Source organism: Aeromonas aquatica, from assembly GCF_000764655.1.
Lineage (GTDB): Bacteria > Pseudomonadota > Gammaproteobacteria > Enterobacterales > Aeromonadaceae > Aeromonas > Aeromonas aquatica.
The window spans coordinates 1-20,868 of the sequence record NZ_JRGL01000095.1; the positions used below are offsets into that span (position 1 = coordinate 1).

A 20,868-nucleotide genomic window follows, 5' to 3' on the forward strand; every position below is an offset into this window, starting at 1 on the left:
TAGGAAACAACGCCCTTTGAGGTTGCCGGTGAGATACCACCATTCGGATCTGTAGTCCGGGTGGGCCGCGTGATCGGCGGGCAAGTTCACTGTCTGCCCCGGCTGCGCCTTTTTAAACTGATCGCCGCCACTGCCCAGCACGGCGCCGAGATCCTGGGCCTGAACGCCGGTGCCCAGCACGGCAAGCAGGGCGGCCAGCAGCTTGGTACGTAGTAAGTGCTTCATACCACTCTCCTTGCGGCAAACCAGGAGGCGAGGGCGGCGCAAAGCGGCGCCAATAATAGCGCCGTGATGGCGTGACGGGGGGCGGGCTCGAACGCGAGGCGCCAGCCGAAGGCGCGGGGATTGACCACCTCGATGAGCACCCAGGCCAGGCCATAACCCACCGGCAGGGCGAGCAGGGCGGTGACGAGGCCAAGCCCGGCCCCCTGCCAGATCAGCAACATACGGCAGCGGCGGGGGCTCAATCCCAGGCTCTGCAGGGTCTGCAGCTCGCTTCGCCGTGCCAACCCCAGCACCATAAAGGCGGAGCCGATGCCCACAAAGGCAATCCCCAGGATCAGCAGCTTGAGCAACTCGGTCACCACGAAGGTCTGATCGAACACCTCCAGCGCCGCGGCGTGGATGGCGGGGGCGGGCAAGAGGTTGACCCTCTCGCCAAAGCGGGCCCGCAGCCCATCGGCGAGTTGCTCAGGCTTGGGGCTGAAGAGGGCGAGGGACTGCACCGGCCCAGTCTCGAAGGCGTGCAGGATCTGCCCCTTGTCGCTGCCGTAGTCCTGATAGACCCCGGTGACCACGAGTGCCCGTGGCCCCGCTTCGCTCGTCACCTCCAGGGTCTGGCCGACCCTGACCCCGAGGCGCACCGTCAGCGGCTCGCTCGCCAGCACCTCGTTCGCCCGCTCGGGCCAGCGGCCGGCCAGCAGGGGATAAGCGGCTTTGAGTTCGGGGATAGCGTCCATCTGGGCCCACTCTATGGGCTCCCCCTGCCAGCGGGCGGGCTGCACCGAGCGGCGCGACGCGGCGCTTAAATGAGGGCTCGCGAGTATGGCATCCAGAGTCGGCTGATCCAGAGTTCCTCGGCTGCCTGCCGCGCCCTTGGGGGCACTGACATAGAGATCGGCGGCGAGGCGCTGGTTCAGCCAGATCTCCACGCTGGAGCGAAAACTCGACACCATGACCCCGATGCCGATGGCCGCGGCGATGGCCAGCTGCAGCGCCATCACGGCGATGGCGGTGCGATCCAGGTGATATTGAGTCTCGGCCACCGCCAGCCGGCTGGTCAGCCCACGGCTGCGGCGGCGCAAGCGGCCGAGCAACCAGCGCAGGGCATCCGGCAGGACGAGCGCCATGGCCAGCAGCCAGCCACCGGCGATGAGCAGGGCGCCGGGCAGGCCGGTCTGGGGCAGCCACAGGCAAATGGCGCACAGCAGCAGTATGGCCAGCGCCAGCAGGCGTCGGCGCCCCGGATGAGGGTCGGGGCGGGTGCCCCCCTCGCGCAGTTGCAGCGGCGACTGGCGCAGCAACTGCCACCAGCCGGGCAGGTTGGCGGCGAGCGTCCCGAGCAGGCCGATGGCGGCGGCCTTGAGCAGGCCTGAGGGGGAGAGGCGCAGCAGATCGAGGGGGTTGGGGCCGTAGAGATCGGCCAGCGCCCGGGTCAGCTGCCCCATCAGCCCGGCGGCGAGCAGCACCCCGAGCAGCAGGCCGAGCAGGGTACCGACAGAGGCCAGGATCGTCAGCTCCAGCCCCAGCCAGCCCAGCACCCGGCGCGGCGGCATCCCCAGGATGATCAGCTGGGCGAGCTGGGGGCGGCGCACGCTCTGCACGAAGCGCTGGGCGTTGAACACCAAAAACAATCCCACCGCCATGGCGAGCAGGGAGAGGGCGCTGAGGTTCAAGGCCAGCGCATCGCCGAGCTGGCTGGCATCCAGCGCCGGGCTGATGGGCTCTAGCCAGAGCGGCTTTGGCAGTCTGGCCTGCAGCGCCGCGGCCTCGGCGTCGCTGAGCTTGAACAGGATGCGATCCAGCCGCCCGTCCTTGCCGAGCAGGGGCTGGGCTATGCCGAGATCGGTGAGCAGCAGCCGCTCCATGGGAACGGCGCCGGGCTCGAAGGTGCCCACCAGAGTGAGGCTGAGTGACCGCTCACCCAGCATAAAGACACGGTGCTGACCGACGGACCAGCCGAGCCGCTCGGCCTCGGGGATCGCCAGCCAGACACCGTCGGCCCGGCTCAGTTCGAGGTGGGTGTCGCCCCCTGTCTTCATCTCCCCGAGCAGGGGCCCGAGGGGGCCGGGGTTGAAGAGATCGATGCCGAGCAGCTGGAAGCTGCGGCCCTGCTCGTCTTTGAGCCAGGCGTGCACCTGGGGCAGGGCGGTGAGGGCTCGCTGACTGCGCACCAGCTTGACGTAGAGCCGCTCATCCAGGCCGCCGCTCGGCGCCAGCCGGTAGTTCGCCTCTCCCGCCAGCTGGCTGCGGGCGGCGACGAAGTTGGTCTGGGCACTGTGGTTGAGCAGATCGATGGCGACCACCAGAGAGACCCCCAGCATCAGCCCGGTCAGGCTCATCAACAGCAGCCAGGGGTGGGCGCGATAGAGGCGCAGCAGCGCCTTTAGCGGCAGCAAGGCACGGCTCCTTGCGCGGGATCAGCTGCTCGATTTAGCACCTGATCAGCCATGGGCAGGGCCCTTGAGCGTGACCAGTTGCCCCCCTTCGAGGCGCAGCACCCTGTCTGCCAGGGCGGCGTAGGCGGGGTTGTGGCTCACCAGCAACAGGCCTGCCCCCGTCTCCCTGACCGCCGCCATCATCAGCGCCATCACCTGCGTGGCGTTGTGCTCGTCGAGACTGCCGGTGGGCTCGTCGGCGAGCAGCCACTGGGGCCGGTGAATGAGGGCCCGGGCCAGGGCGACTCGCTGGCGCTGGCCGCCGGAGAGCTGCTCCGGCCAGGCGTGGCGCTTGTCCGCTATCCCCAGGCGCTCGAGCAGGGCATCCAGGGTCGCCCGATCGCGGGGCAAGACGTTGATCTCCAGCGGCAGGCAGAGATTTTCTTCCACGGTCAGGGTCGGCAGCAGGTTGAAGTCCTGATAGACGATGCCAAAGTGCCGGCCGCGCAGGCGGGCCAGCTCGTCCTGGGATTGCCGGTCGAGGCGGGTCTCCCCGAGCCAGATCTCGCCACTGTCTGGCGCTATCAGCCCGGCGATCAGGTTGAGCAGGGTGGACTTGCCGCAGCCGCTCTGCCCCAGCAGCAGGCAGCTTTCCCCCGCGCCGAGACTGAGATCCAGCCCCTCGAACAGGGGGCTCGTCTCGCCGCCATTGTGGAAGCCTTTACTGAGATTGCGCAGGGTCAGCATGGGATAACCGGTTGATGGTCAATGGCTTTCACTATGCCAGTTAGTGATCACGGCTGCAAAAGGGATGAGGATCCTCGCTGGATCCCGTTCGCCAGAGGTGGTTAGAATAGAGGCTTCCATGGGTCGCAGGATGAGCAAGGATGTTACACAAGCAAGTCAGTTTTATCATCGACAGCAAGGGCACCAAGCAGGCTGCCGTGGTTCCCATCGACATCTACAACGAGCTGATGACCCTGCAAAAGGCGCTCTCCGACAACAAGCCGGGGGAGCGCGAGCTCTACCACTTCAACGGCAAGGGCGCCGAGGCCCATGGCTATCCGGTCGGCAAACGGCAAAACCCCGGCTTCATGGTGCAGGCGGGATCCACCGCCAACGGTGAAGATGCGGCATCCCTGCGCGAGGCGGTGATCGAGCTGCGCCAGGAGCTGTTGAGCAAGGGGGTGATAGGTCCCCGCGCCGAGGGGGGCTTCGTGTTCATCGCCGATCAGCTGTTCAACAGCCCGAGCCTCGCCGCCAGCCTGGTGGCGGGCAACAACAGAAGCGGTCTGGACGCCTGGCAAAACAGTGCCGGCTACACCCTCAAGCAATCCGGTTTTGGCAAAAAATCCCCCTGACACCCCTTGAGTGAGCCACGCCGCCCGGTCGAGGCGGGCGGCTCGATCCTGCGGATAGGGATGAGGGTGACTTCCCTGTCCGCTGCTAGCCTCAATGCCAGACAGTTCTCAAGAGACGCGCACTCATGTCTGGATCCTCACGCCTTGCCCCCTTGTCCGGGCTCTGCCTGTTTTGCGGCCCCGTCCTGGCCGAGGGCGGCGCCATTCCCCTGACCCACAGCGGGGCGGGCGGGTTCGCCCTCGTCCTCTTCGTGTTCGCCTATGGCCTGGTGATGGCCGAGGAGTCCCTGCAGCTGCGCAAGTCCAAGCCGGTGCTGATCGCGGCCGGCATCATCTGGATAGTGATTGGCATCGTCTATGCCGAGCAGGGGCTCGGCACCCTGGCTCACGACGGATTTCGTCACAACCTGCTGGAATATGCCGAGCTGCTGCTGTTCCTGCTGGTGGCCATGACCTATATCAACGCCATGGAGGAGCGGCGGCTGTTCGATGCCCTGCGCGCCGCCCTGGTGCGCTCGGGTTATAGCCTGCGCACCCTGTTCTGGCTCACGGGTATCTTGGCCTTCTTCATCTCGCCGGTGGCGGACAACATGACCACGGCGCTCTTGATGTGCAGCGTGGTGCTCAAGGTGGCGGGGGGGGATCGCCGCTTCGTCAACCTCTCCTGCATCAACATCGTAGTGGCGGCCAATGCCGGCGGCGCCTTCAGCCCCTTTGGCGACATCACCACCCTGATGGTGTGGCAGGCGGGCAAGGTGCAGTTTGGCCAGTTCTTCGCGCTCTTCATCCCCTCCCTGCTCAACTTCCTGGTGCCGGCCCTGCTGATGAGCCTCATGGTGCCGCGCCACGCCCCCCAGGTGCAGGATGAGGAGGTGGAGCTCAAGCGCGGTGCCGGTGTCATAGTGCTGCTGTTCATCCTCACCATAGTGACCGCGGTCGCCTGCCAGCACTTTCTGCAGCTGCCCCCGGTGCTCGGCATGATGCTGGGGCTGGGCTATCTGCAATTTTTCGGCTTCTACCTGCGCAAGACCCTGGCTCGCTCCCTGGCCCGCAAGCGCGCCCTCTATGAGCGCAGCGGTGATCAGGTGCGGCTGCAGCGGCTGGATAGCGCAGTGCCGTTCGACGTGTTCAGCCAGATCGCCAGGGCCGAGTGGGACACCCTGCTGTTCTTCTACGGGGTGGTGATGTGCGTCGGCGGGCTCGGCTTCATGGGGTATCTGGCGCTGGCGTCCCAGCTCCTCTACCAGGGGGATCCGACCCAGGCCAATGTGGTCATAGGCCTGCTCTCCTCCATCATCGACAACATTCCGGTGATGTTCGCCGTGTTGTCGATGGAGCCGCAGATGTCCACGGGGCAGTGGCTGCTGGTGACCCTGACCACGGGGGTGGGGGGCAGCCTGCTCTCCATCGGCTCCGCCGCCGGTGTGGCCCTGATGGGGCAGGCCAGGGGCATGTATACCTTCCTCGGCCACCTCAAGTGGTTGCCTGCCATTTTGCTTGGCTATATGGTCAGCATAGGGGCGCATCTGTGGCTCAACAGCGCCCTGCTTTGAGGCGCATGGAGAGGGGAAGGAAGATGGGACAGTTATTCGAGGCGCTCTCGCCGCGCCATGCGGCCTTTATCGAGGCGCAGAAGATCTATTTTGTTGGCACGGCGGCGGGCGAGGGCACGGTCAACCTCTCCCCCAAGGGCGGGGATTCGTTGCGCATTCTCGATGCCCATACCCTGGCCTGGCTCAACCTGACCGGCAGTGGCAACGAGTCGGCGGCCCATGTGTTGCTGAACTCGCGCATGACGGTGATGTTCTGCGCCTTCGAGGGGGCGCCCATGATACTGCGGGCCTATGGCCAGGCGCGAGTGTTGCACCGCGGCGACCCGGGCTGGGAGGCGGCCATGGCGCGCTTCCCGGCCAGCGTGGCGGCCCGCCAGATCTTCCTGCTCGACATTGAACGGGTCCAGACCTCCTGCGGAATGTCGGTGCCCCTGTTTGACTACCAGGGGGACAGGGAGGATCTCGCCAACTGGTCGGCCCGCCAGGGCCAGGAGGGCATCGAGGCCTACTGGCGCAAGAAGAACCAGCTGAGCCTGGATGGATTCGAGAGCGAGATCCTGGTACGCAGCGGCCTGGAGGCCGATCAATAGCACCCTCGCCGATGCCGTACGATGCAAAAAGCCCTGTCCGGTGGACAGGGCTTTTTCGTGTCGGCATCGCGGTGAGCCTAAGAGCGCGTCAGGCCGCCCTGGCACGCTTGCCGGTGAGCAGCCAGTAGCTGAGCGCCGAGCCCAGGCCACAGGCGGCGATGGCGATGGCCATGGGCAGCGGGGACTGGGGCGGATTGAGGTTGACCAGGATGCCGACCAGGGCGCCGACGCCAAAGCGCAATGTACCCGCCAGGGCCGCGGCGGTGCCCGCCGACTGGGGGAAGTGGCCCATCAGACCGGTCATGGCGTTGGCGCCCACCAGGCTGATGTGACCGACGAACAGCACCACCGGGATGACGATGCCCCAGAGGCCGCCAGTCTGGCTCCAGGCGTTGTAGATGAGCAGGGCGCCAGCCAGCGGCAGCACGAGCAAGCCGTATTGCAGCATGCGCTCGGCACCCACCCCCTTCACCAGCCGGCTGTTGACGAAGGTGACCACCATCATCAGCAGGATGTTGAGGCCAAACAGCCAGCCATAGTGCTCGGTCGGCACCTTGAAATACTCGATGTAGACGTAGGGGGAGGCGCTCAGGAAGGCGAACATGCCTGAGCTCGACAGGGCGCCGCACAGCACATAGCCCATGGCGCCACGGTGGGAGAGCACGCCCCAGTAGTTGCGCAGCACCTGGCCGAGCTTGAGCGGCTGCCGATGTTCGGGTTTGAGTGTCTCCTGGATCTTCCACTGCATCACCACGCAGATGAGCAGGCTGATGCCCACCAGCAGCCAGAAGATCGGCCGCCAGCCGACCTGGGCGCTGATATAGCCGCCCACCACGGGGGCCACCAGCGGTGCCAGAGTCATCACCAGGATGACGAAGGACATGGCGCGGGAAAACGCATCCTTCTCGAACAGATCCCGCAGCAGGGCATTGACCACCACTGAGCCGGCCGCCCCGCCGGCGGCTTGCACCATGCGCCAGGCCAGCAGCTCCGGCAGCGACTCCGCCATGGCGCAGCCGACCGAGGCGATGGCAAACATGGAGAGACCCGCCAGGATCACCGGCTTGCGGCCGTAGCTGTCGGCCAGGGGGCCATAGAACAGCTGGCCGATGGCGAAGCCGCCGAGGAAGGCGCTGATGGTGAGCTGGGCCCCGTCGATACTGGTGGCCAGATCCCGGGCGATGGCCGGGATCGCGGGCAGGTACATGTCGACCGCCAGCGGCGTCAGACCCGCCAGGGCACCGAGCAGAATAAACAGGAAGCGGGGGGAGAGGGCTATGGACTGAGGCATAGGGTATCCGATCGTGAGCGAGTAAGGAGTGCGCAACAAGCTTGAAGTTTATCAGCTTTGTGCCGCGCTGGCTGGACTATCACGCCGGGGATCGGGAGGTCTGATCTGCTGGTAAATCAGCGCTCTAGAGGCGATCGTTGGCGATAGCATGCGAGCCCAAGCCAGAGCAGCCAGCCCAGCAGCGACAACAGGTTGCCCAGCCGCTCCGGCCAGCGCGCCGCCAGCTCGAGGGTGAGGCGATGGTGGCCCGCCGGCACCCAGACCTGCAGCAGCCCTTGCCGGCTGGCGCTCACCGTCAGCGGCAAGGCGTCATCCAGCCAGGCCTGCCAGCCGGGGTAGTCATATTGGTGCAACACCAGCTTGGTCGGCACCCGCGTCGTCACCTCCAGCGCCAGCGCGCGGGGTTGCCAGCGTTGCACCGTCCAGCTGGCGCCGGGTTGGTCGGTGCTGACGGGGGGCTGGAACTCCTCTTTCCAGGCGAGCAGGGTCGGGGCGAACTGGCCGCTTGGCACCTGCCTCGGTCGATACTCGCGAGCGCTGCGTTTGCTGTCGAACTCGTCCGCGATGGCCGCTCTGGTCGGCGCCTGGGTGAGGGGGGAGGAATGGATGTAGGCGAGGGAGGAGATCAGGGTCAGCAGCAATAGCCCCCACCAGAGCCACTGCCAGGGTTTATGGACCGGGGTGCCGAGCGCCACCACCGCGACCGTGGCCAGGGCGAGGATGAGGTTGAGTCGCCAGGGGAATTGCACTCGCTGCAGCGGGGGCAGCAGGCTCCAGAGCGGCTGGCTCAGGGGCAGCATCATCAGGAAGGCGAGCACGCCGATGGTCCCCCAGCACAGCAGTTCGGGGTGGCGCGGCTCGCGGCTGGCGGCCCAGGCGGTCAACAGCAGGGCCAGGGTCAACAGGCTCTGCCAGGTCAGATGGGCGCGAAAGCGCCAGTCGCCCCAGCCGCCGGGCAGGCGGTCGAGGAAATTGCGCCGATAGTCGAACATGCCGCCGCGCATCAGCTCCATGGAGATGGCGTTCTGATCGCTCAGGGCGGGCAGCAGCAGGGCGGCCGCCATGCAGAGCCCCAGCCCCTGGGCCCCCAGGGTGAGCCAGCAGGGACGCCAGGTGCGCGCGCGTTTAGCTTGCCACAGGGCGCGCAGGCTGATGAGGCCCAGCATCAGCAACAGGCTGGGCAGGTGGGAGTAGGCCAGCAGCGCCAGGCCCAAGGCCAGCAGGGGCAGGCCATGACGCTGGTTGCGGGTAGCGAGATCCTGGGCCAGCAGGATCAGCGGTGCCCAGGCGAAGGCCCAGAATTCGGCCAGCGCGAAGCGGGCGTAGAAATCCATGGCCAGGTGATAGGGCAGGGCGAGGTAGAGCAGGCTGACGGTCAGGGCCCGTCCCGGGGGGGAGAAGCCGCGCAGCCAGAGATAGGCGAACAGGCCGGAGAGCCACAACCCCAGGCTGGCGCTGGCGAGCAGGGGATAGACGGCCTGCTGAGGGAGGGCGCCGGGACCGGCGAAGAGGGCGCTGACATAGTAGGGCAGCGGGGGATAGAAGAAGAAGGTGGGGCTGCCAAAGCCACCGTTCATCCCCATCAGCCAGCGCGGGTAGAGATCCCCCTGCCACAGCTGCTGGGCAAAGTAGTGGCCGGAGAGCAGATGGTGGAACAGATCGTGTCCCTGGGTCCCGCCTTGCAGCCAGGCTGGCAACAACAGCAGCGCGCAGGCCATGGTCAGTACCAGCGGCGCGAGATACCCCGCCTTGCCTCCCTTCATCTCCTATCCCCTGCAGCCTCTGTGCGCAGTGAGTGTAGTCGAGTCAGCGAGTATATTTGGTGCCAATGGAAACCATATGGCGAACTAAGGTCAGAATATCAACGGGGTAGGGCGAGCCAGAGGCCGGGCTCGGCGCGAAAACGGGGCGCAAACCAGACCGCCTGATAGGGGCCTGGCAAGTCGCCGGCATCGAGGGGGCGGCGGCTGAGGCGGCAGGCTCCCTGGGTGAGCGCCAGCCGCGCGTCACCCTGATACCAGCCATCGGTGACGGGCAGCGGGCTGGATTCGCGCAGCAGGCGCACGCCCCACTGAGTCACCAGCGCCGGACAGCGTTGTTCGGCCACCTCTCTGGCCTGGCTCATGGCCGGTAAGCCGGGGGGGATCAGGGTGCTGCCCAGTAGCGCCAGGGCCCCCAGCATGGCAGCCATCACGACGGACCTTGCCGCAGGCAGCCAACCGGCCAGCAGGATCAAGCCCAGATACACCAGCGGGGCCAGGTGGCGGGGATTGTCCGGGTTCTGGCCGAGCAGGGTCCAGAGCAGCAGGGCCAGCCAGCCGATCCCCCAGCTCCTGTCACCCCCTATAGCCAGCCGCCGCGCACCTCGCCAGAGGGGCCATAGCAGCAAGGGCCACAGTGGGCTGAGCTGGGCATTCAGGGTCTGGCCCCAACTCAGCAGCCGAGAGCCATGGGCCGCCGCCGTGTTGCCCCAGAGGTGGAAGTGGCCGTCGGTGAAGCGCCGCCCCTCGGCAAAATAGGCCCAGCCATCCGCCTGCCAGACGAACAGCAGGCAGGCGAGCCCCACCAGGGCGATGGGGGCGGCGAAGTGCAGCCTCTGCCCTTTGTGCTGCCAGCCTTGCCAGAGCGGCAGCAGGGCCAGCACGAAGTAGGAGGGGCGCAGGGCCAGCAGGAGACCCAGCAGCAGACCCGCCAGGGCCAGCCGGCGTGAAGAGCGTGGCGAAGAGGCGGATGCCGCCGATGACGAAGAGTGCAGGGCCAGCAGGGCGCCGAGCCAGGCGGCCAGCGCCGGCCCGTCCGAGAGGCCGGAGAGTGCCAGGGTGGGGGTGAGCGGCAGCGCTATCGTCCCTAGCCAGACCGGCGCCAGCAGCTCGGATCGCTGCCACAGTCGCACCGCCAGCAAGGCACTCAAGGGGGGCAACAGGCTGCTGCCGAGCAGGCTGGCCCACTGCACCGCGCTGGCGGGATCCGGGGCCACCAGATGGATCAGGCGAGCGAACCAGATAAAGGCGGGATAGCCGGGGAAGTGGGGGGAGAATTCGAGCACGCTGAAGCGCGCGACCCCGTGAGCGAAGTTCAGGGCATCGTCGGAATCGAGTGCCACGGGGAAGGCGAAGAGCCAGCCCATCCAGACCCCTTGCAGCAGAAGCAGCAGCCAGATGGGCAGGCAGGCTCTAGCCGGTTGTCGAGAGTAGCTCCCTTCTCCCCTGGTGGGAGAAGGGCTGGGGATGAGGGGGGGCATCACTCGGCTGAGGCGATCAGAGCGGGGCCAGCACGGCCATCAGATCCTGCTCGGCGGCCTTGAACGCCTGCTCGTCGGCGACCTTGGCACCCACCCCGAACACGCCGGGGTTGCCGATAGCATCCAGCACCTTGGCCAGCGCCTGTTCGGCCGCCTTGCGATCCCCTTCGCCGAGGGAGGGGAGGATCAGATCGAGGAAGCGCTTGCTCTTGACCACCAGCACCTTGGCGGTTTGGTAGTCCCCGAGGTTCTGCCCGGCCCCCTCGAGGCGGCGCTCGATCTCGGCCTTGTAGGCGCGGTTGAGCAGGGCCGCGGTCGCGGCAGCATCTTTTCCCTTGATGGCGGCAGCCAGGGGCGCTTGCAGTGTCACCTTGTGGTGCTCTTCCAGATAGGTCAGTTCGTCCGCAATCTCGCTCAAGGTGGCGCTGGCATCTTGGCCTTCGCTGGCGGCGCCGAGCAGCGCCTCGCGGGCGTCGATCAACGGCTCCTTGCCTGCAGCGGCGTAGGAGTAAGCCTGCGCCTGTCCGCTGAGGGTCAGCAGCGGGCCCGTCAGCAGGGCGAGGGCGATCAAGCCGTGGCGTATGGTCATCCTGTTCTCCTTGTTATGCCCATAAGGCGGCCCTCAGGCCACGCTCTGGGTTTCGATCACGGTGTTTTCATTGCGATGGTTATAGATGGCGTGCCGTCTGTCTACCCCGTCGATCACCATGTCGGCGGCCATCAGCCCCATCTCCATGGCGGTGTCGGTGAAGATGTAACGGAAGGTGCCCTGACGCCCGCTCATGATGAGGTTGTCAATGGGCATCAGCAGCTGGATAGCCGCGTCCCGTCGCCCTTGATAACCGAGATCCATCAGCGGATAGGCATGCTCACTGCGCGCCTCGAAGGTTTCCTCCCCGAGCTTGCAGGTATCGACCCCCAGGCTCGCCAGATCCTGGCTGACTCGCTCGCGCAGGGTGGCCAGCGGCGCCTGCCAGGTCTCATCCCCGGGATTGCAGGGGACTTCCAGCATCACCGAAGTTTTCCCCTCAGGCGCCATAAAGGGGCTGCGGCGGCGCGGCTCCTGCAACCGGGTGGCGAGGATGTGCGGATCCGAGAGGTACTGCCAGGTGTTGTCCGACAGGTTCTCCTGATTGAGCGGCATGTTGATAAAGCGCAGGGCGCGATAGTACAGGTCGCAGGGCAGCCCCAGATGCTGGCAGGTGAGCGGCAGGGGCAGGGTGGAGATCACCTGATCGAAGGCCTCACTCTGCACCACGCCCTCTTGCTGCCACTCGACCCGCTCGATGCGGCCATCGGCTTGAGTCAACCGGCTGATGGTGGCCCCTGTTCTGAGTTCGACACCTTCCGCCACCAGCCGCTCCCCCAGCGTGGTGAAGATCTGGCCGAAGCCATACTTTGGATAACGATACTTGCGGGCATAGGTGCGCACCGAGGTGTTGCCCTTGCGCCTTGGCAGCAGGCGACGGGCCACGTCCTTGAGATCGATGAGGCTGATGCGCTGACCCGCCCAGTCGGCGGAGAGCCGGTCCGGGTTGATACCCCACAGCTTGCCGGTGTAGCCCTCGAAGAACTGGCGATAGAGGGTGCGGCCGAAGTGGCTCTGGATCCACTCGGCGAAGCTCGCCTTGGCGAAATCGGTGGGCTTGCTCGCGAAGGGGAGCAGCAGCAAGTCCTTGAGTGCCCCCGCCATCAGGGAGAGCGGCGCCGTCTTGAGCAGGTTCGGCAGATTGAGGGGGTAGTCGTAGGTGCGCCCCGCGAAGCGAATGACGCTCTTGCGCTCAGCGTGCAGCAGATCCTCCCCCATCAGCTCATCGATGAAGGCGAGCAGCTCCGGGTTCTTGGTGATGAAGCGGTGGCCACCGTAGTCGAAGCGGTAGTCCCCATCCTTGCCCGTGAAGCGCTGGGTGGCGCACATGCCCCCCACCACGCTCTCCTGCTCGAACAGGGTGACCGCAAAGCCCGCCTGGCGCAGGCGCCAGGCCGCCATCAGACCGGCGGGGCCGGCCCCAAGCACCGCAATTTTTTTATTGTTGTTATCGCCTGTCACTCTCTATCCACCGCTGTTCACGAAAAAGGAGAAAAGGGGCCCGCAGGCCCCGCTACTGAAAAAGGTGGCTCACGCCTTGTTGGCTTCGACCTGCTTGGGCTTGTAGTTGCGATACCAGATGGTCACGAAGACCGCCAGGTAGGCCAGCCAGGTAGCGAGTTGCAGGCCGGCCGGGGAGGCATTGTAGCCGAACAGCGCCCGCAGGAAGGTGCCGAATACGCCCCTGTCGTCGAGGATATGGCTGATGTTGAACACCGGCGTGGTCCAGAGGGTGATGACCCCGGCCGCCTGCAGCATGTTGACGGCGGACGACAACAGGCCGGCGGCTATGATGATGATCAGCAGGCCGGTCCAGCGGAAGAAGGGGGCCAGCGCCACCTTGCGGGTGGAGCGCAGCAGCCCCCACACCAGCACAACAGAGACCAGCAGCCCCGCCAGCGCCCCCATCAGCCCCTCGTGCAGATCCACCCCTTGCCCGGAGTAGACCAGGGCCGAGAAGAACAGCACCGTCTCGAAGCCCTCGCGCATCACCGCCAGGAAGGCGAGCAGCACCAGACCAAAGAGGTTGCCCCCGTCGATGGCCGCATCGATGCGCGCCGTCATGGCCCCCACCTGGGACTTGGCCTGCTTCTGCATCCAGACCGCCATGTAGGTGAGCACCAGGGTGGCGAAGATCAGGATCCCCGCCATCAGCAGGTGGTTGTAGCGCTCGCTCTCGAACTGGCTGACCACCACCTGGAACAGGAAGGCCACCGCCAGGGAGGCAATCAGCCCCAGCCCCACCCCCAGGTAGATGAACTTGTTGTAGCGGCTTGCCCCCAGCTTGGCGAGGTAGGAGAGGCAGATGCCCACCAGCAGAAAGGCTTCCAGCCCCTCGCGCAGGGTAATGAGAAAACTTGCAAACATCAGCGTTCATGCTCCGTGTCAGGGGCGGGTGGGGTCGGCTGCAGCAGGGACAGCTGTAGCCGGTTGAGTAGCACTATGGGGGGCTCCGGCAGTTGCGGCTCGCTGGCACGCACTATGTCGTTGACCCACTTGGGATAGGTACGGAAATTGAGTTTGATGTCGGCGCTAAAGGGCCCCTTGGCATCGGCGGGCAGCGGCCAGGCCTCGTCACGCCAGCCATCGGCCGGGATGCGGGTGTCTTCCAGGAGCTTCTCGTAGCGCCAGAATTTGAGCCCCAGCGGCTTGCCCTCGGCATCGCCAAACACCTTGCGGAACAGCCGGGCATCCTCCGGCACGGCACCATTCACCGGCTGGCCGCTGCGCAGCACTATTTTGCCCTCGGCATCGGTGAGTGTCAGCTCCAGCCAGAGCTCACGAAAATCCGCGACCCCGGTGGGCAGGGCATGGCCGGCGCCGACGTTGGTGACGCGCACCACCAGGTTCGGTTGCCCCGCATTTTCTTTGATACGGGCGGACAGGGCGGCGCTGGAGCGCAGCAGCGCCAGGCTCTCTTGCTCGAGTTCTGGGTTGCGCAGCCCCACCAGCTGGTGCTGGGCGCCGGTAAAATTGTGGCGATAGAGGCGCTCCTTCACGGGGCCGTTCTCGGTGGACTGGCCCGCGACCGGGGCGCCGCCGTTGCCGGGCTCCGGGTTCATATGGCAGTCGATGCAGCCGCGGCGCTTGGCGGGATCCTCTGCCGTGGCAAAACTGGAGTTCTGCCACTCATCCCAGGTGTTGACGATATTGGCGCCGGTGCCTGGGGCAAACTCGTTGTGGCAGGACTTGCACAGGGCCGCGTCTTGATAGAAGTCCTGCTGGTAGGAGGCCTTGTGCATGGCGGGGCGCGCGTTGATCTGCCGCTCCGCCAGCCAGTGGCGAGCGCTGCCGCCGGGGGCATCCTCGAACACGTAGCTCTCCCTGTCCTTGAGGTTGACGGTGAAGGCGCTGTTGCCGCCGGCGTCTTCGAGCCGGGTGATGCGATGGCACAGCAGGCAGCTGGTGCCTTCCTCGACCACGGGCTCACCCGCCTGATGGGCTTTGATGAGGGAGGCGCCACCCCGCTCCAGCATATGGGAGCCCTTGGGCAAGTCGGTCTGGCCCGTCATCACCTGCTGGGGCATGTGGCAGCCCTGGCACCACTGGCCGAAGGCTTCCCCTTCGGTCTGTCTGGCCAGCGCCTGCACCGCCTTGTAGTAGGGGTGGGAGTTGCCCATCAGCCGATGGTTGCTGTCGCTCCAGTCCTTGAAGGCCTGTTGGTGGCAGTTCTGGCAGGAGGCTGAGCTGAGCCACTCCTTCGGATGGCTGGTGGGGGCCTTGGCGGGATCCGTGCGCGGGGCATCGAGCCGCAGCCAGTTGGCGAGATAGGGCAGGTTGCCATCGGCCGTCACGAAGGCGTGCAAGTCCTCCATCATAGCCTTGACCTCGGGCTTGGGCTTGGCGGGGTCAACCGCCTCGGCGCCATCGCGGGTGTCATGGCCCATGCCGCCCTGGGTCTGCTGTGTCATGCGCAGGTATTCGCCGACAAAATCCCCCGCCACCATGTTGGTGAGGTTGGCATGGCCATTGATGGCGTTGTCTTTGCTGGCCTGACGATGAGCCTGCATCAGGAAGCGGTTGGTGAAGTTGAAACCGTCAAGGTGGCAGGAGTTGCAGCTCATCCAGTTGTCCCCCGCCATGGGGAAGCGGCCATTGGCGCTGGTGTTGCCGAGGGTATTGCCGAGATGGAACAGCCGCTCACCGCGCTTGAGTGCCTCGGGACGAGGATCGGCCTGCACCAGCTTGGCGAAGTGAGGGACATCCACAGTCACCCGGGCGAAGGGGCCGGAGCCGCCGCTGGCGAGGCGAGTCAGATCCTGGCCCATGACGTTGTGCACCAGTATGTGGTCGCCATCGATGAGCAGGTCGCGTGGGTTCTGGCCCGGCAGGTGACGCAGCAACTGAGTCGCCTTGGCACCGCCCTGGAACTTCTTGCGCCTGTGGCGGTTGTTGTTCTGTTTGCCGCTGCGGGACAGGTCGAACACCAGCAGATCTTCGGATCCCGCCAGGGTCAGATAGACCCGTTTGCCGTCGGCGGCGAAGCGGGCGGCGAAGGGGTTGGAGACGATCTGGCTGCGGTTGCCGACGTTCGGCAGGTTTATTTGCAAGAACAGCTGCTTGCGCTCATCCACCCGCTCCGTCTCGCTGTCGAGATCGATGATGGAGACCGCCGGGAAGACGGTGCTCTGGAACTGGAAGGGATGGTCGAAGCTCCAGAGCACATGAGGCAGCCAGGCCTCGCTGCCGTCGGGGGAGAGGCTGATGCCATCGAGCTGGCGCGGCAGTCCTTGGGAGTCGCTCGGGGTGTCGCTGTGAGTCTCGGCCAGGGTGATCAGCTTGGGGTTGGCCAGGGTCGCCTGATCTGCCGTGTCCTTGAGTGTGCCGAGATCGTAGATGGCCAGCTGACCCGTCATGGCGTGGGTCAGCAGCAGGCGATCGTCGTCGGTGAGGGCCAGTCCGCGCGGGGTCTCGCGGGTGGGCAGATCCAGCTTGAGGCGACCATCCACGTCATAGGCCTGCAGCCGCGCCGCTTCGAACAGGCTGACCCAGAACCAGCCCCGCTTGGGATCAAAGATGACGCCATAGGGTCTGTGGCCGGTGGGAATGGCTTTCTTCACATCGAGATCGTCATCCAGCAGCAGCAGGCGATCGCTGCTGTAGTCGGTCACCAGCAGGGTGCCATCGTCGCTGCGGGCTAGCTGGCGCAGATCGCCGCCGAAGGCCACCTCCTTGAGCCGTTTGCCGCTGCCGCGCTCAAGCAGGGTTACCGAGCCTGCGCTCTGGTTGGCGGTGACGAGACGCGGAGCCTTGGCATCCTCATAGGGGATCAGGGCCGAGCTCATCTGCTGGGCCTGGGCCGATCCCAGCAGCGAGAGAGCGATGAGCAGGCAGGATAAGAGCAACTTCAACATGGGATCAGGAAGACCATTTGAGAATGGTCCAGCGCCAGGCATGGCGCAGTACCAGAGGGGTGAGCGCCAAGGAGCTGAGCCAGTGTGCCCAGCTCGCCAGCGCGCCTAGCCTGTCGCCGGGGGTGCCGTGCAGGACGAGCACTAGGCCGCTGCCGAGGCAGACCAGCAACAGGGCCTCGATGATCTGGCCCGTGGTGCGCAAGAACGGCTTGTGGCTGTGGCGCAGCAGGCGGCGATGAGAGAGCCAGAAGGCGCCAAACAGCAGTGGGAACAGGGACAGCGACAGCATGACGTGAAGGAACAGGTTCCAGCGTGCCAGGGACCAGAACGGGGTCAGGGGCTCCCACAGCAGCAGACCGGAGAAGAACATCAGGTAGAGGCTGCCTTCGGCGGCTTGATGGTGGTAGGCCAGCCATCGCCAGAAGTGTCGTGCTGAGAGAGAAAGGCTTGTCATACAGGCTCCAACGCCCGGGCATTCCGTCCGGGGGAGCAAGTTTACAATGGGGTAACCGCAATGAAAAGAGTTATCAATTCCGCTGCCGATGAATAGGCCCTGAACAAAAGGGGGCGCTATTTGTGATCCGCCAGCCGTTCGGTGATCGCATAGATGAGCGCCGCCAGCGAGAAGGCGAGGAACACGATCACCGACCACTTCATCTCCACCTCGTTGCCGACCCCGTCATCCAGGAAGGCCTTGAGCACCTCGATACCGGCGATGGTCACCAGGGAGTTGATGACGATGAGTTTCAGGGAGGCGAAGTTGATCTTGCTGAGCCAGTTGTTGCCGAGCGCCTCGCGCTGCTCTTGGGTCTGGATAAATTGCACATAGCCGCAGATGGCCACCAGGATCAGCATCTGTGCCACCAGCACGAAGTCCACCAGAGTCAGTACCCCGGTGATGAGGTCCATGTAGTGGATCTCGATGATGTCGCGGCACAACACATAGAGCTGCATGGCAAACTTCACCATCAGCAGGGCGACGCAGACCAGGATGCAGACATAAAAGGGGAACATCATCAACCGGCTGCCATTGAGCATGAAGTTGAAACGACGCATGGGAAATCCTGTACAGGGGGTTTGGCGCTGATTATGACCCGGATCAGGGGGCCAATGCATGTGTTAAGACGATGGCCCCGGGGGAAGGGGCATAGGGATAGCTGGCCCGGCCGTGAGCCGGGCACGCTGGGTGTTATTCGAGATTGATGAGGCCCTTAGTGCCGGCATCGCTATCGAGCCACACATCTTCCCCCTGCAGACGGCGATCACCCTGAAGGGTGAAGGTGATGCTGCCTTGCTTGAACACCAAGGCGCCATCAGAGAGTTTCGCCTTGACCGGTTGGCCATTGACCCAGACCTGTTCCTTGTCATCGATCCGGATGGTGGCGACTGTGGTGCCTTCGCCGTTTTTGGCAACCCACTGTCCTGCATAGGGCGTGGCATCCGCACTTGGAGGCGTGGTCGTGTTGTCAAAGCCGGCCTTGGCGTTCTCGGCCTTGCTCTTGGTGATATCGCACCCTTGCAGCTCGGAAGCCTGGGTGCAGCCGGAATGTTCGAGTTGCTGCCGATATTTGGCGCTGATGGCGTGGGCGGGGGATTGAGTCAGCAGGGTCAGGGCCACCGCCGTTATAAGGGTTTTATGCATCATGCTGCTCGCTTCTGCTGTCGGGATATTCACCTGTCTACTTTAGTACTGCACTTTGCCAACGGCTACCCCCTTGCCCATACCCTGCCGCGGGTAACTTGGCATAGGGAGGGGGGTCATGAGCCGGATATAAAATGAGATGGCTGTATGAGCTATTACGGCAGATGGCGCAAGGTAGCAAATATTCTGGCCACCGTATGATTCATTTTCGTTATTTTTAAGCGGATGTGATCCCCGCCGTAATTCCACCTTGTCGCGCCGGGTCGCCCAAAACGGCGCCCTATACTGTGGCAGGTCAAAATTTTTCTTATCGATTTGCAACTATGGCAATCATTTGCTTAGCTTTTTTCAGCTCGCAGCGAGTGTAAGAACCCCACCTCCACTTCACAGGATAATGTCTGGATTAAGTTCGCTTCGTGCATTTAGTTCTCGTGTTTGCTGTTGGGTTGGTCGCGCCATCGAAACGTTCAACTTCACATACATAAACCTCTTTGCTAAGGAACAGCATAATGTCGATAAAGCTCATCAGAAGTCCTATTTCCCTTGTGTTGACGGGTTGTCTGGTCACGGCGTTTTCCGCCCAGGCGGATATTGTGATTGGTGTGGCAGGCCCCTTCACCGGGCCGAACGCTACCTATGGCGATCAGTATTGGCACGGGGCGACTCAGGCCGCGAATGACATCAACGCCGCAGGCGGGATCAATGGCGAAAAAATCAAGCTGGTGCAGGGGGATGACGCCTGTGAACCCAAACAGGCAGTCGCCGTGGCCAACCGCCTGGTTGATCAGGACAAAGTGAATGCGGTGGTCGGCCACTTCTGCTCATCTTCGACCATGCCCGCCTCCGAGGTGTACAACGACGCCGGGATCATCGCCATCACCCCGGGGTCGACCAACCCGCTGGTCACCGAGCGCGGCATGAGCGACATGTTCCGCATGTGCGGACGCGATGACCAGCAAGGGCAGGTTGCCAGTGACTTCATCATCGACAAGCTCAAGGCTAAACGGGTGGTGATCATTCACGATAAAGATACCTACGGGCAGGGGCTTGCCGATGCGACCAAGGCGGCGCTGGCCAAGCGCGGCGTTAAAGACGTGATGTACGAGGGCTTGTCGCGCGGCGAAAAAGACTTCAACGCCTTGGTGACCAAGATAGGTGCGCAAAAACCCGATGTGGTGTTCTTCGGTGGCTGTCACCCGGAAGGCGGCCCGCTGGTTCGCCAGATGCGTGAGCAGGGCGTGTCTGCCAAGTTCTTCTCGGGCGATTGCATTGTCAACGCCGAGATGGTCACGGCAGCCGGTGGCCCGCAATACACCAAGGGTATCTATATGACCTTCGGCCAGGACCCGCGTCTGATCCCGGACGGCAAAGCGGTCATCGAGAAATTCCGCGCCAATAAATTTGAGCCGGAAGGCTACACCCTCTATGCCTACGCCTCGGTGCAAACCATTGCCGCGGCATTCAAGGCCGCCGGTGGCACGGACTCCGCAAAGGCCAGTGCCTGGCTGAAGGCGAACACGGTTGAGACGGTAATGGGTAAAAAGTCCTGGGACAGCAAAGGCGATCTGAAAGTTTCCGACTACGTGGTTTATGAGTGGGATGACCAGGGGAAATATAAAGAAGTCCAGTAACGGCCCAATAACGGCACAGTGGAAAACGCTCAGCGCCGACGGGAGTCGGCGCTCTATAAACACCAGGTCTTCGCGACCCATAACGAGAGCGTACTAGGATGGATGTATTTTTCCTGCAGCAGTTGATCAATGGATTAACGCTGGGTTCCGTCTACGGTTTGATTGCCATCGGATACACCATGGTCTACGGCATTATCGGCATGATCAACTTCGCTCATGGCGAGGTGTATATGATCTCTGCTTATCTCAGCGCCATTGGTCTGGCGTTATTGTCGTTCTTCGGGTTGCACTCTTTTCCATTGTTGATCCTCGGCACCCTGGTATTCACCATAGTGGTGACGGGTGTATATGGCTGGACCATAGAGCGCATCGCTTATAAACCGCTGCGTAACTCAACTCGCCTGGCACCGCTAATTTCCGCCATCGGCATGTCATTAATTTTGCAAAATTACGCACAAATCAGCCAGGGGCCGCGCCAGCAAGGGGTGCCTACCTTGCTTGACGGGGTATTCCGTTTTCATATCGACGACGGTTTTGTCCAGATAACCTACACCAAGGTGTTTATCTTGATTGCCTCCTTTGCAGGCATGTTATTGCTCACCTGGATCATCAGTAATACCAAATTGGGGCGTATGTGCCGGGCGGTGCAGCAGGATCGAAAAATGGCCTCGATCATTGGCATCAATACCGATCGCATCATCTCGCTGGTGTTTGTGATTGGGGCCGCCATGGCGGGGCTGGCCGGCGTCTTGATCACCTTCAACTACGGCACCTTCGATTTCTATGTCGGCTTCATCATCGGCATCAAGGCCTTCACCGCCGCCGTGCTGGGGGGCATTGGTTCCCTGCCAGGCGCCATGCTGGGGGGGCTGGTTCTGGGCATTGCGGAGGCGCAATTCTCGGGGATGGTGAATTCCGATTACAAGGATGTGTTTTCGTTCGGGTTGTTGGTGATGATCCTCATCTTCCGTCCGCAGGGGCTGCTTGGCCGCCCCGTCATTACCAAGGTGTGAGGCCCC

Annotated in this window: 17 protein-coding genes and 1 pseudogene; 5 read left to right on the forward strand and 13 right to left on the reverse strand. The window is 64.0% G+C overall.

Annotated elements, in window-relative coordinates; all coding sequences use genetic code 11:
• From LG30_RS0110975 to LG30_RS0110985, 3 genes and pseudogenes are all read right to left on the reverse strand, one after another.
• Nucleotides 1–225 (reverse strand): annotated as a pseudogene (locus LG30_RS0110975) (lipocalin-like domain-containing protein); the annotation flags it as partial.
• Nucleotides 222–2,618, reverse strand: coding sequence for an ABC transporter permease (locus LG30_RS0110980; RefSeq protein WP_033130756.1), 2,397 nt, complete (start codon nt 2,616–2,618; stop codon nt 222–224). The pseudogene LG30_RS0110975 and the gene LG30_RS0110980, both read right to left, overlap by 4 nt.
• Nucleotides 2,619–2,663: 45 nt before the next feature.
• Entirely contained in the window at nt 2,664–3,344 is a 681-nt protein-coding gene (locus tag LG30_RS0110985) for an ABC transporter ATP-binding protein (protein ID WP_033130757.1), read from the reverse strand.
• Between the two features lie 140 nt (nt 3,345–3,484).
• On the opposite strand from LG30_RS0110985, the gene LG30_RS0110990 reads away from it, so the two are divergent.
• The 3 genes from LG30_RS0110990 (at nt 3,485) to LG30_RS0111000 (ending at nt 6,101) form a co-directional block, all read left to right on the forward strand.
• On the forward strand, nt 3,485–3,958 hold the full coding sequence (locus LG30_RS0110990; protein ID WP_033130758.1) for a DUF4357 domain-containing protein: 474 nt from the start codon (nt 3,485–3,487) through the stop codon (nt 3,956–3,958).
• Nucleotides 3,959–4,083: 125 nt separating this feature from the next.
• Nucleotides 4,084–5,511: a sodium:proton antiporter NhaD gene (nhaD, locus tag LG30_RS0110995; RefSeq protein WP_033130759.1), complete on the forward strand. Its 1,428-nt coding sequence runs from the start codon at nt 4,084–4,086 to the stop codon at nt 5,509–5,511.
• A 23-nt stretch (nt 5,512–5,534) separates the two neighbouring features.
• On the forward strand, nt 5,535–6,101 hold the full coding sequence (locus tag LG30_RS0111000) for a pyridoxamine 5'-phosphate oxidase family protein (RefSeq protein WP_033130760.1): 567 nt from the start codon (nt 5,535–5,537) through the stop codon (nt 6,099–6,101).
• An 88-nt stretch (nt 6,102–6,189) separates the two neighbouring features.
• On the opposite strand, the gene LG30_RS0111005 is transcribed toward LG30_RS0111000, so the two are convergent.
• The 10 genes from LG30_RS0111005 to LG30_RS0111050 form a co-directional block, all read right to left on the reverse strand.
• On the reverse strand, nt 6,190–7,392 hold the full coding sequence (locus LG30_RS0111005; protein WP_033130761.1) for a Bcr/CflA family multidrug efflux MFS transporter: 1,203 nt from the start codon (nt 7,390–7,392) through the stop codon (nt 6,190–6,192).
• Between the two features lie 116 nt (nt 7,393–7,508).
• Nucleotides 7,509–9,155: a hypothetical protein gene (locus tag LG30_RS0111010; protein WP_033130762.1), complete on the reverse strand. Its 1,647-nt coding sequence runs from the start codon at nt 9,153–9,155 to the stop codon at nt 7,509–7,511.
• A gap of 98 nt (nt 9,156–9,253) precedes the next feature.
• On the reverse strand, nt 9,254–10,546 hold the full coding sequence (locus LG30_RS0111015; protein WP_033130780.1) for a hypothetical protein: 1,293 nt from the start codon (nt 10,544–10,546) through the stop codon (nt 9,254–9,256).
• A 103-nt stretch (nt 10,547–10,649) separates the two neighbouring features.
• The gene (locus LG30_RS0111020; RefSeq protein WP_033130763.1) at nt 10,650–11,222 is read right to left on the reverse strand and encodes a hypothetical protein; all 573 of its coding nucleotides are present in this window, start codon (nt 11,220–11,222) and stop codon (nt 10,650–10,652) included.
• Between the two features lie 33 nt (nt 11,223–11,255).
• Nucleotides 11,256–12,683, reverse strand: coding sequence for an FAD-dependent oxidoreductase (locus tag LG30_RS0111025; protein ID WP_033130764.1), 1,428 nt, complete (start codon nt 12,681–12,683; stop codon nt 11,256–11,258).
• A 69-nt stretch (nt 12,684–12,752) separates the two neighbouring features.
• The gene (locus LG30_RS0111030) at nt 12,753–13,589 is read right to left on the reverse strand and encodes an FTR1 family iron permease (protein WP_033130765.1); all 837 of its coding nucleotides are present in this window, start codon (nt 13,587–13,589) and stop codon (nt 12,753–12,755) included.
• Nucleotides 13,589–16,576 (reverse strand): hypothetical protein, encoded by a 2,988-nt coding sequence (locus LG30_RS0111035; RefSeq protein WP_033130766.1) that lies wholly within the window; start codon nt 16,574–16,576, stop codon nt 13,589–13,591. The genes LG30_RS0111030 and LG30_RS0111035 overlap by 1 nt, the downstream gene beginning before the upstream one ends.
• A 4-nt stretch (nt 16,577–16,580) precedes the next feature.
• A complete protein-coding gene (locus tag LG30_RS0111040; RefSeq protein WP_033130767.1) occupies nt 16,581–17,030 on the reverse strand; it encodes a hypothetical protein in 450 nt (149 codons plus the stop codon).
• Nucleotides 17,031–17,146: 116 nt separating this feature from the next.
• Nucleotides 17,147–17,632, reverse strand: a complete 486-nt coding sequence (locus LG30_RS0111045) for a YqhA family protein (RefSeq protein ID WP_033130768.1) — start codon at nt 17,630–17,632, stop codon at nt 17,147–17,149.
• 133 nt (nt 17,633–17,765) lie between these two features.
• Nucleotides 17,766–18,221 carry a hypothetical protein gene (locus tag LG30_RS0111050; RefSeq protein WP_033130769.1) on the reverse strand — a complete coding sequence of 152 codons (456 nt, stop codon included), beginning with the start codon at nt 18,219–18,221 and terminating at the stop codon, nt 17,766–17,768.
• A gap of 506 nt (nt 18,222–18,727) precedes the next feature.
• Between LG30_RS0111050 and LG30_RS0111055 the strand changes: the two genes are divergently transcribed.
• Both LG30_RS0111055 and LG30_RS0111060 read left to right on the forward strand, forming a co-directional pair.
• Nucleotides 18,728–19,849 carry a branched-chain amino acid ABC transporter substrate-binding protein gene (locus tag LG30_RS0111055; RefSeq protein WP_033130770.1) on the forward strand — a complete coding sequence of 374 codons (1,122 nt, stop codon included), beginning with the start codon at nt 18,728–18,730 and terminating at the stop codon, nt 19,847–19,849.
• Nucleotides 19,850–19,947: 98 nt separating this feature from the next.
• The gene (locus LG30_RS0111060; protein WP_033130771.1) at nt 19,948–20,862 is read left to right on the forward strand and encodes an ABC transporter permease subunit; all 915 of its coding nucleotides are present in this window, start codon (nt 19,948–19,950) and stop codon (nt 20,860–20,862) included.
• Nucleotides 20,863–20,868: the final 6 nt, after the last annotated feature.

Coding starts and splice junctions, on each gene's coding strand:
- LG30_RS0111050 (WP_033130769.1), bottom strand. CDS start 18,221: ATGATGCATAAAACCCTTATAACGGCGGTGGCCCTGACCCTGCTGACT.
- LG30_RS0111045 (WP_033130768.1), bottom strand. CDS start 17,632: ATGCGTCGTTTCAACTTCATGCTCAATGGCAGCCGGTTGATGATGTTC.
- LG30_RS0111035 (WP_033130766.1), bottom strand. CDS start 16,576: ATGTTGAAGTTGCTCTTATCCTGCCTGCTCATCGCTCTCTCGCTGCTG.
- LG30_RS0111060 (WP_033130771.1), top strand. CDS start 19,948: ATGGATGTATTTTTCCTGCAGCAGTTGATCAATGGATTAACGCTGGGT.
- LG30_RS0111000 (WP_033130760.1), top strand. CDS start 5,535: ATGGGACAGTTATTCGAGGCGCTCTCGCCGCGCCATGCGGCCTTTATC.
- LG30_RS0110990 (WP_033130758.1), top strand. CDS start 3,485: ATGTTACACAAGCAAGTCAGTTTTATCATCGACAGCAAGGGCACCAAG.
- nhaD (WP_033130759.1), top strand. CDS start 4,084: ATGTCTGGATCCTCACGCCTTGCCCCCTTGTCCGGGCTCTGCCTGTTT.
- LG30_RS0111055 (WP_033130770.1), top strand. CDS start 18,728: ATGTCGATAAAGCTCATCAGAAGTCCTATTTCCCTTGTGTTGACGGGT.
- LG30_RS0110985 (WP_033130757.1), bottom strand. CDS start 3,344: ATGCTGACCCTGCGCAATCTCAGTAAAGGCTTCCACAATGGCGGCGAG.
- LG30_RS0111010 (WP_033130762.1), bottom strand. CDS start 9,155: ATGAAGGGAGGCAAGGCGGGGTATCTCGCGCCGCTGGTACTGACCATG.
- LG30_RS0111040 (WP_033130767.1), bottom strand. CDS start 17,030: ATGACAAGCCTTTCTCTCTCAGCACGACACTTCTGGCGATGGCTGGCC.
- LG30_RS0111005 (WP_033130761.1), bottom strand. CDS start 7,392: ATGCCTCAGTCCATAGCCCTCTCCCCCCGCTTCCTGTTTATTCTGCTC.
- LG30_RS0111020 (WP_033130763.1), bottom strand. CDS start 11,222: ATGACCATACGCCACGGCTTGATCGCCCTCGCCCTGCTGACGGGCCCG.
- LG30_RS0111030 (WP_033130765.1), bottom strand. CDS start 13,589: ATGTTTGCAAGTTTTCTCATTACCCTGCGCGAGGGGCTGGAAGCCTTT.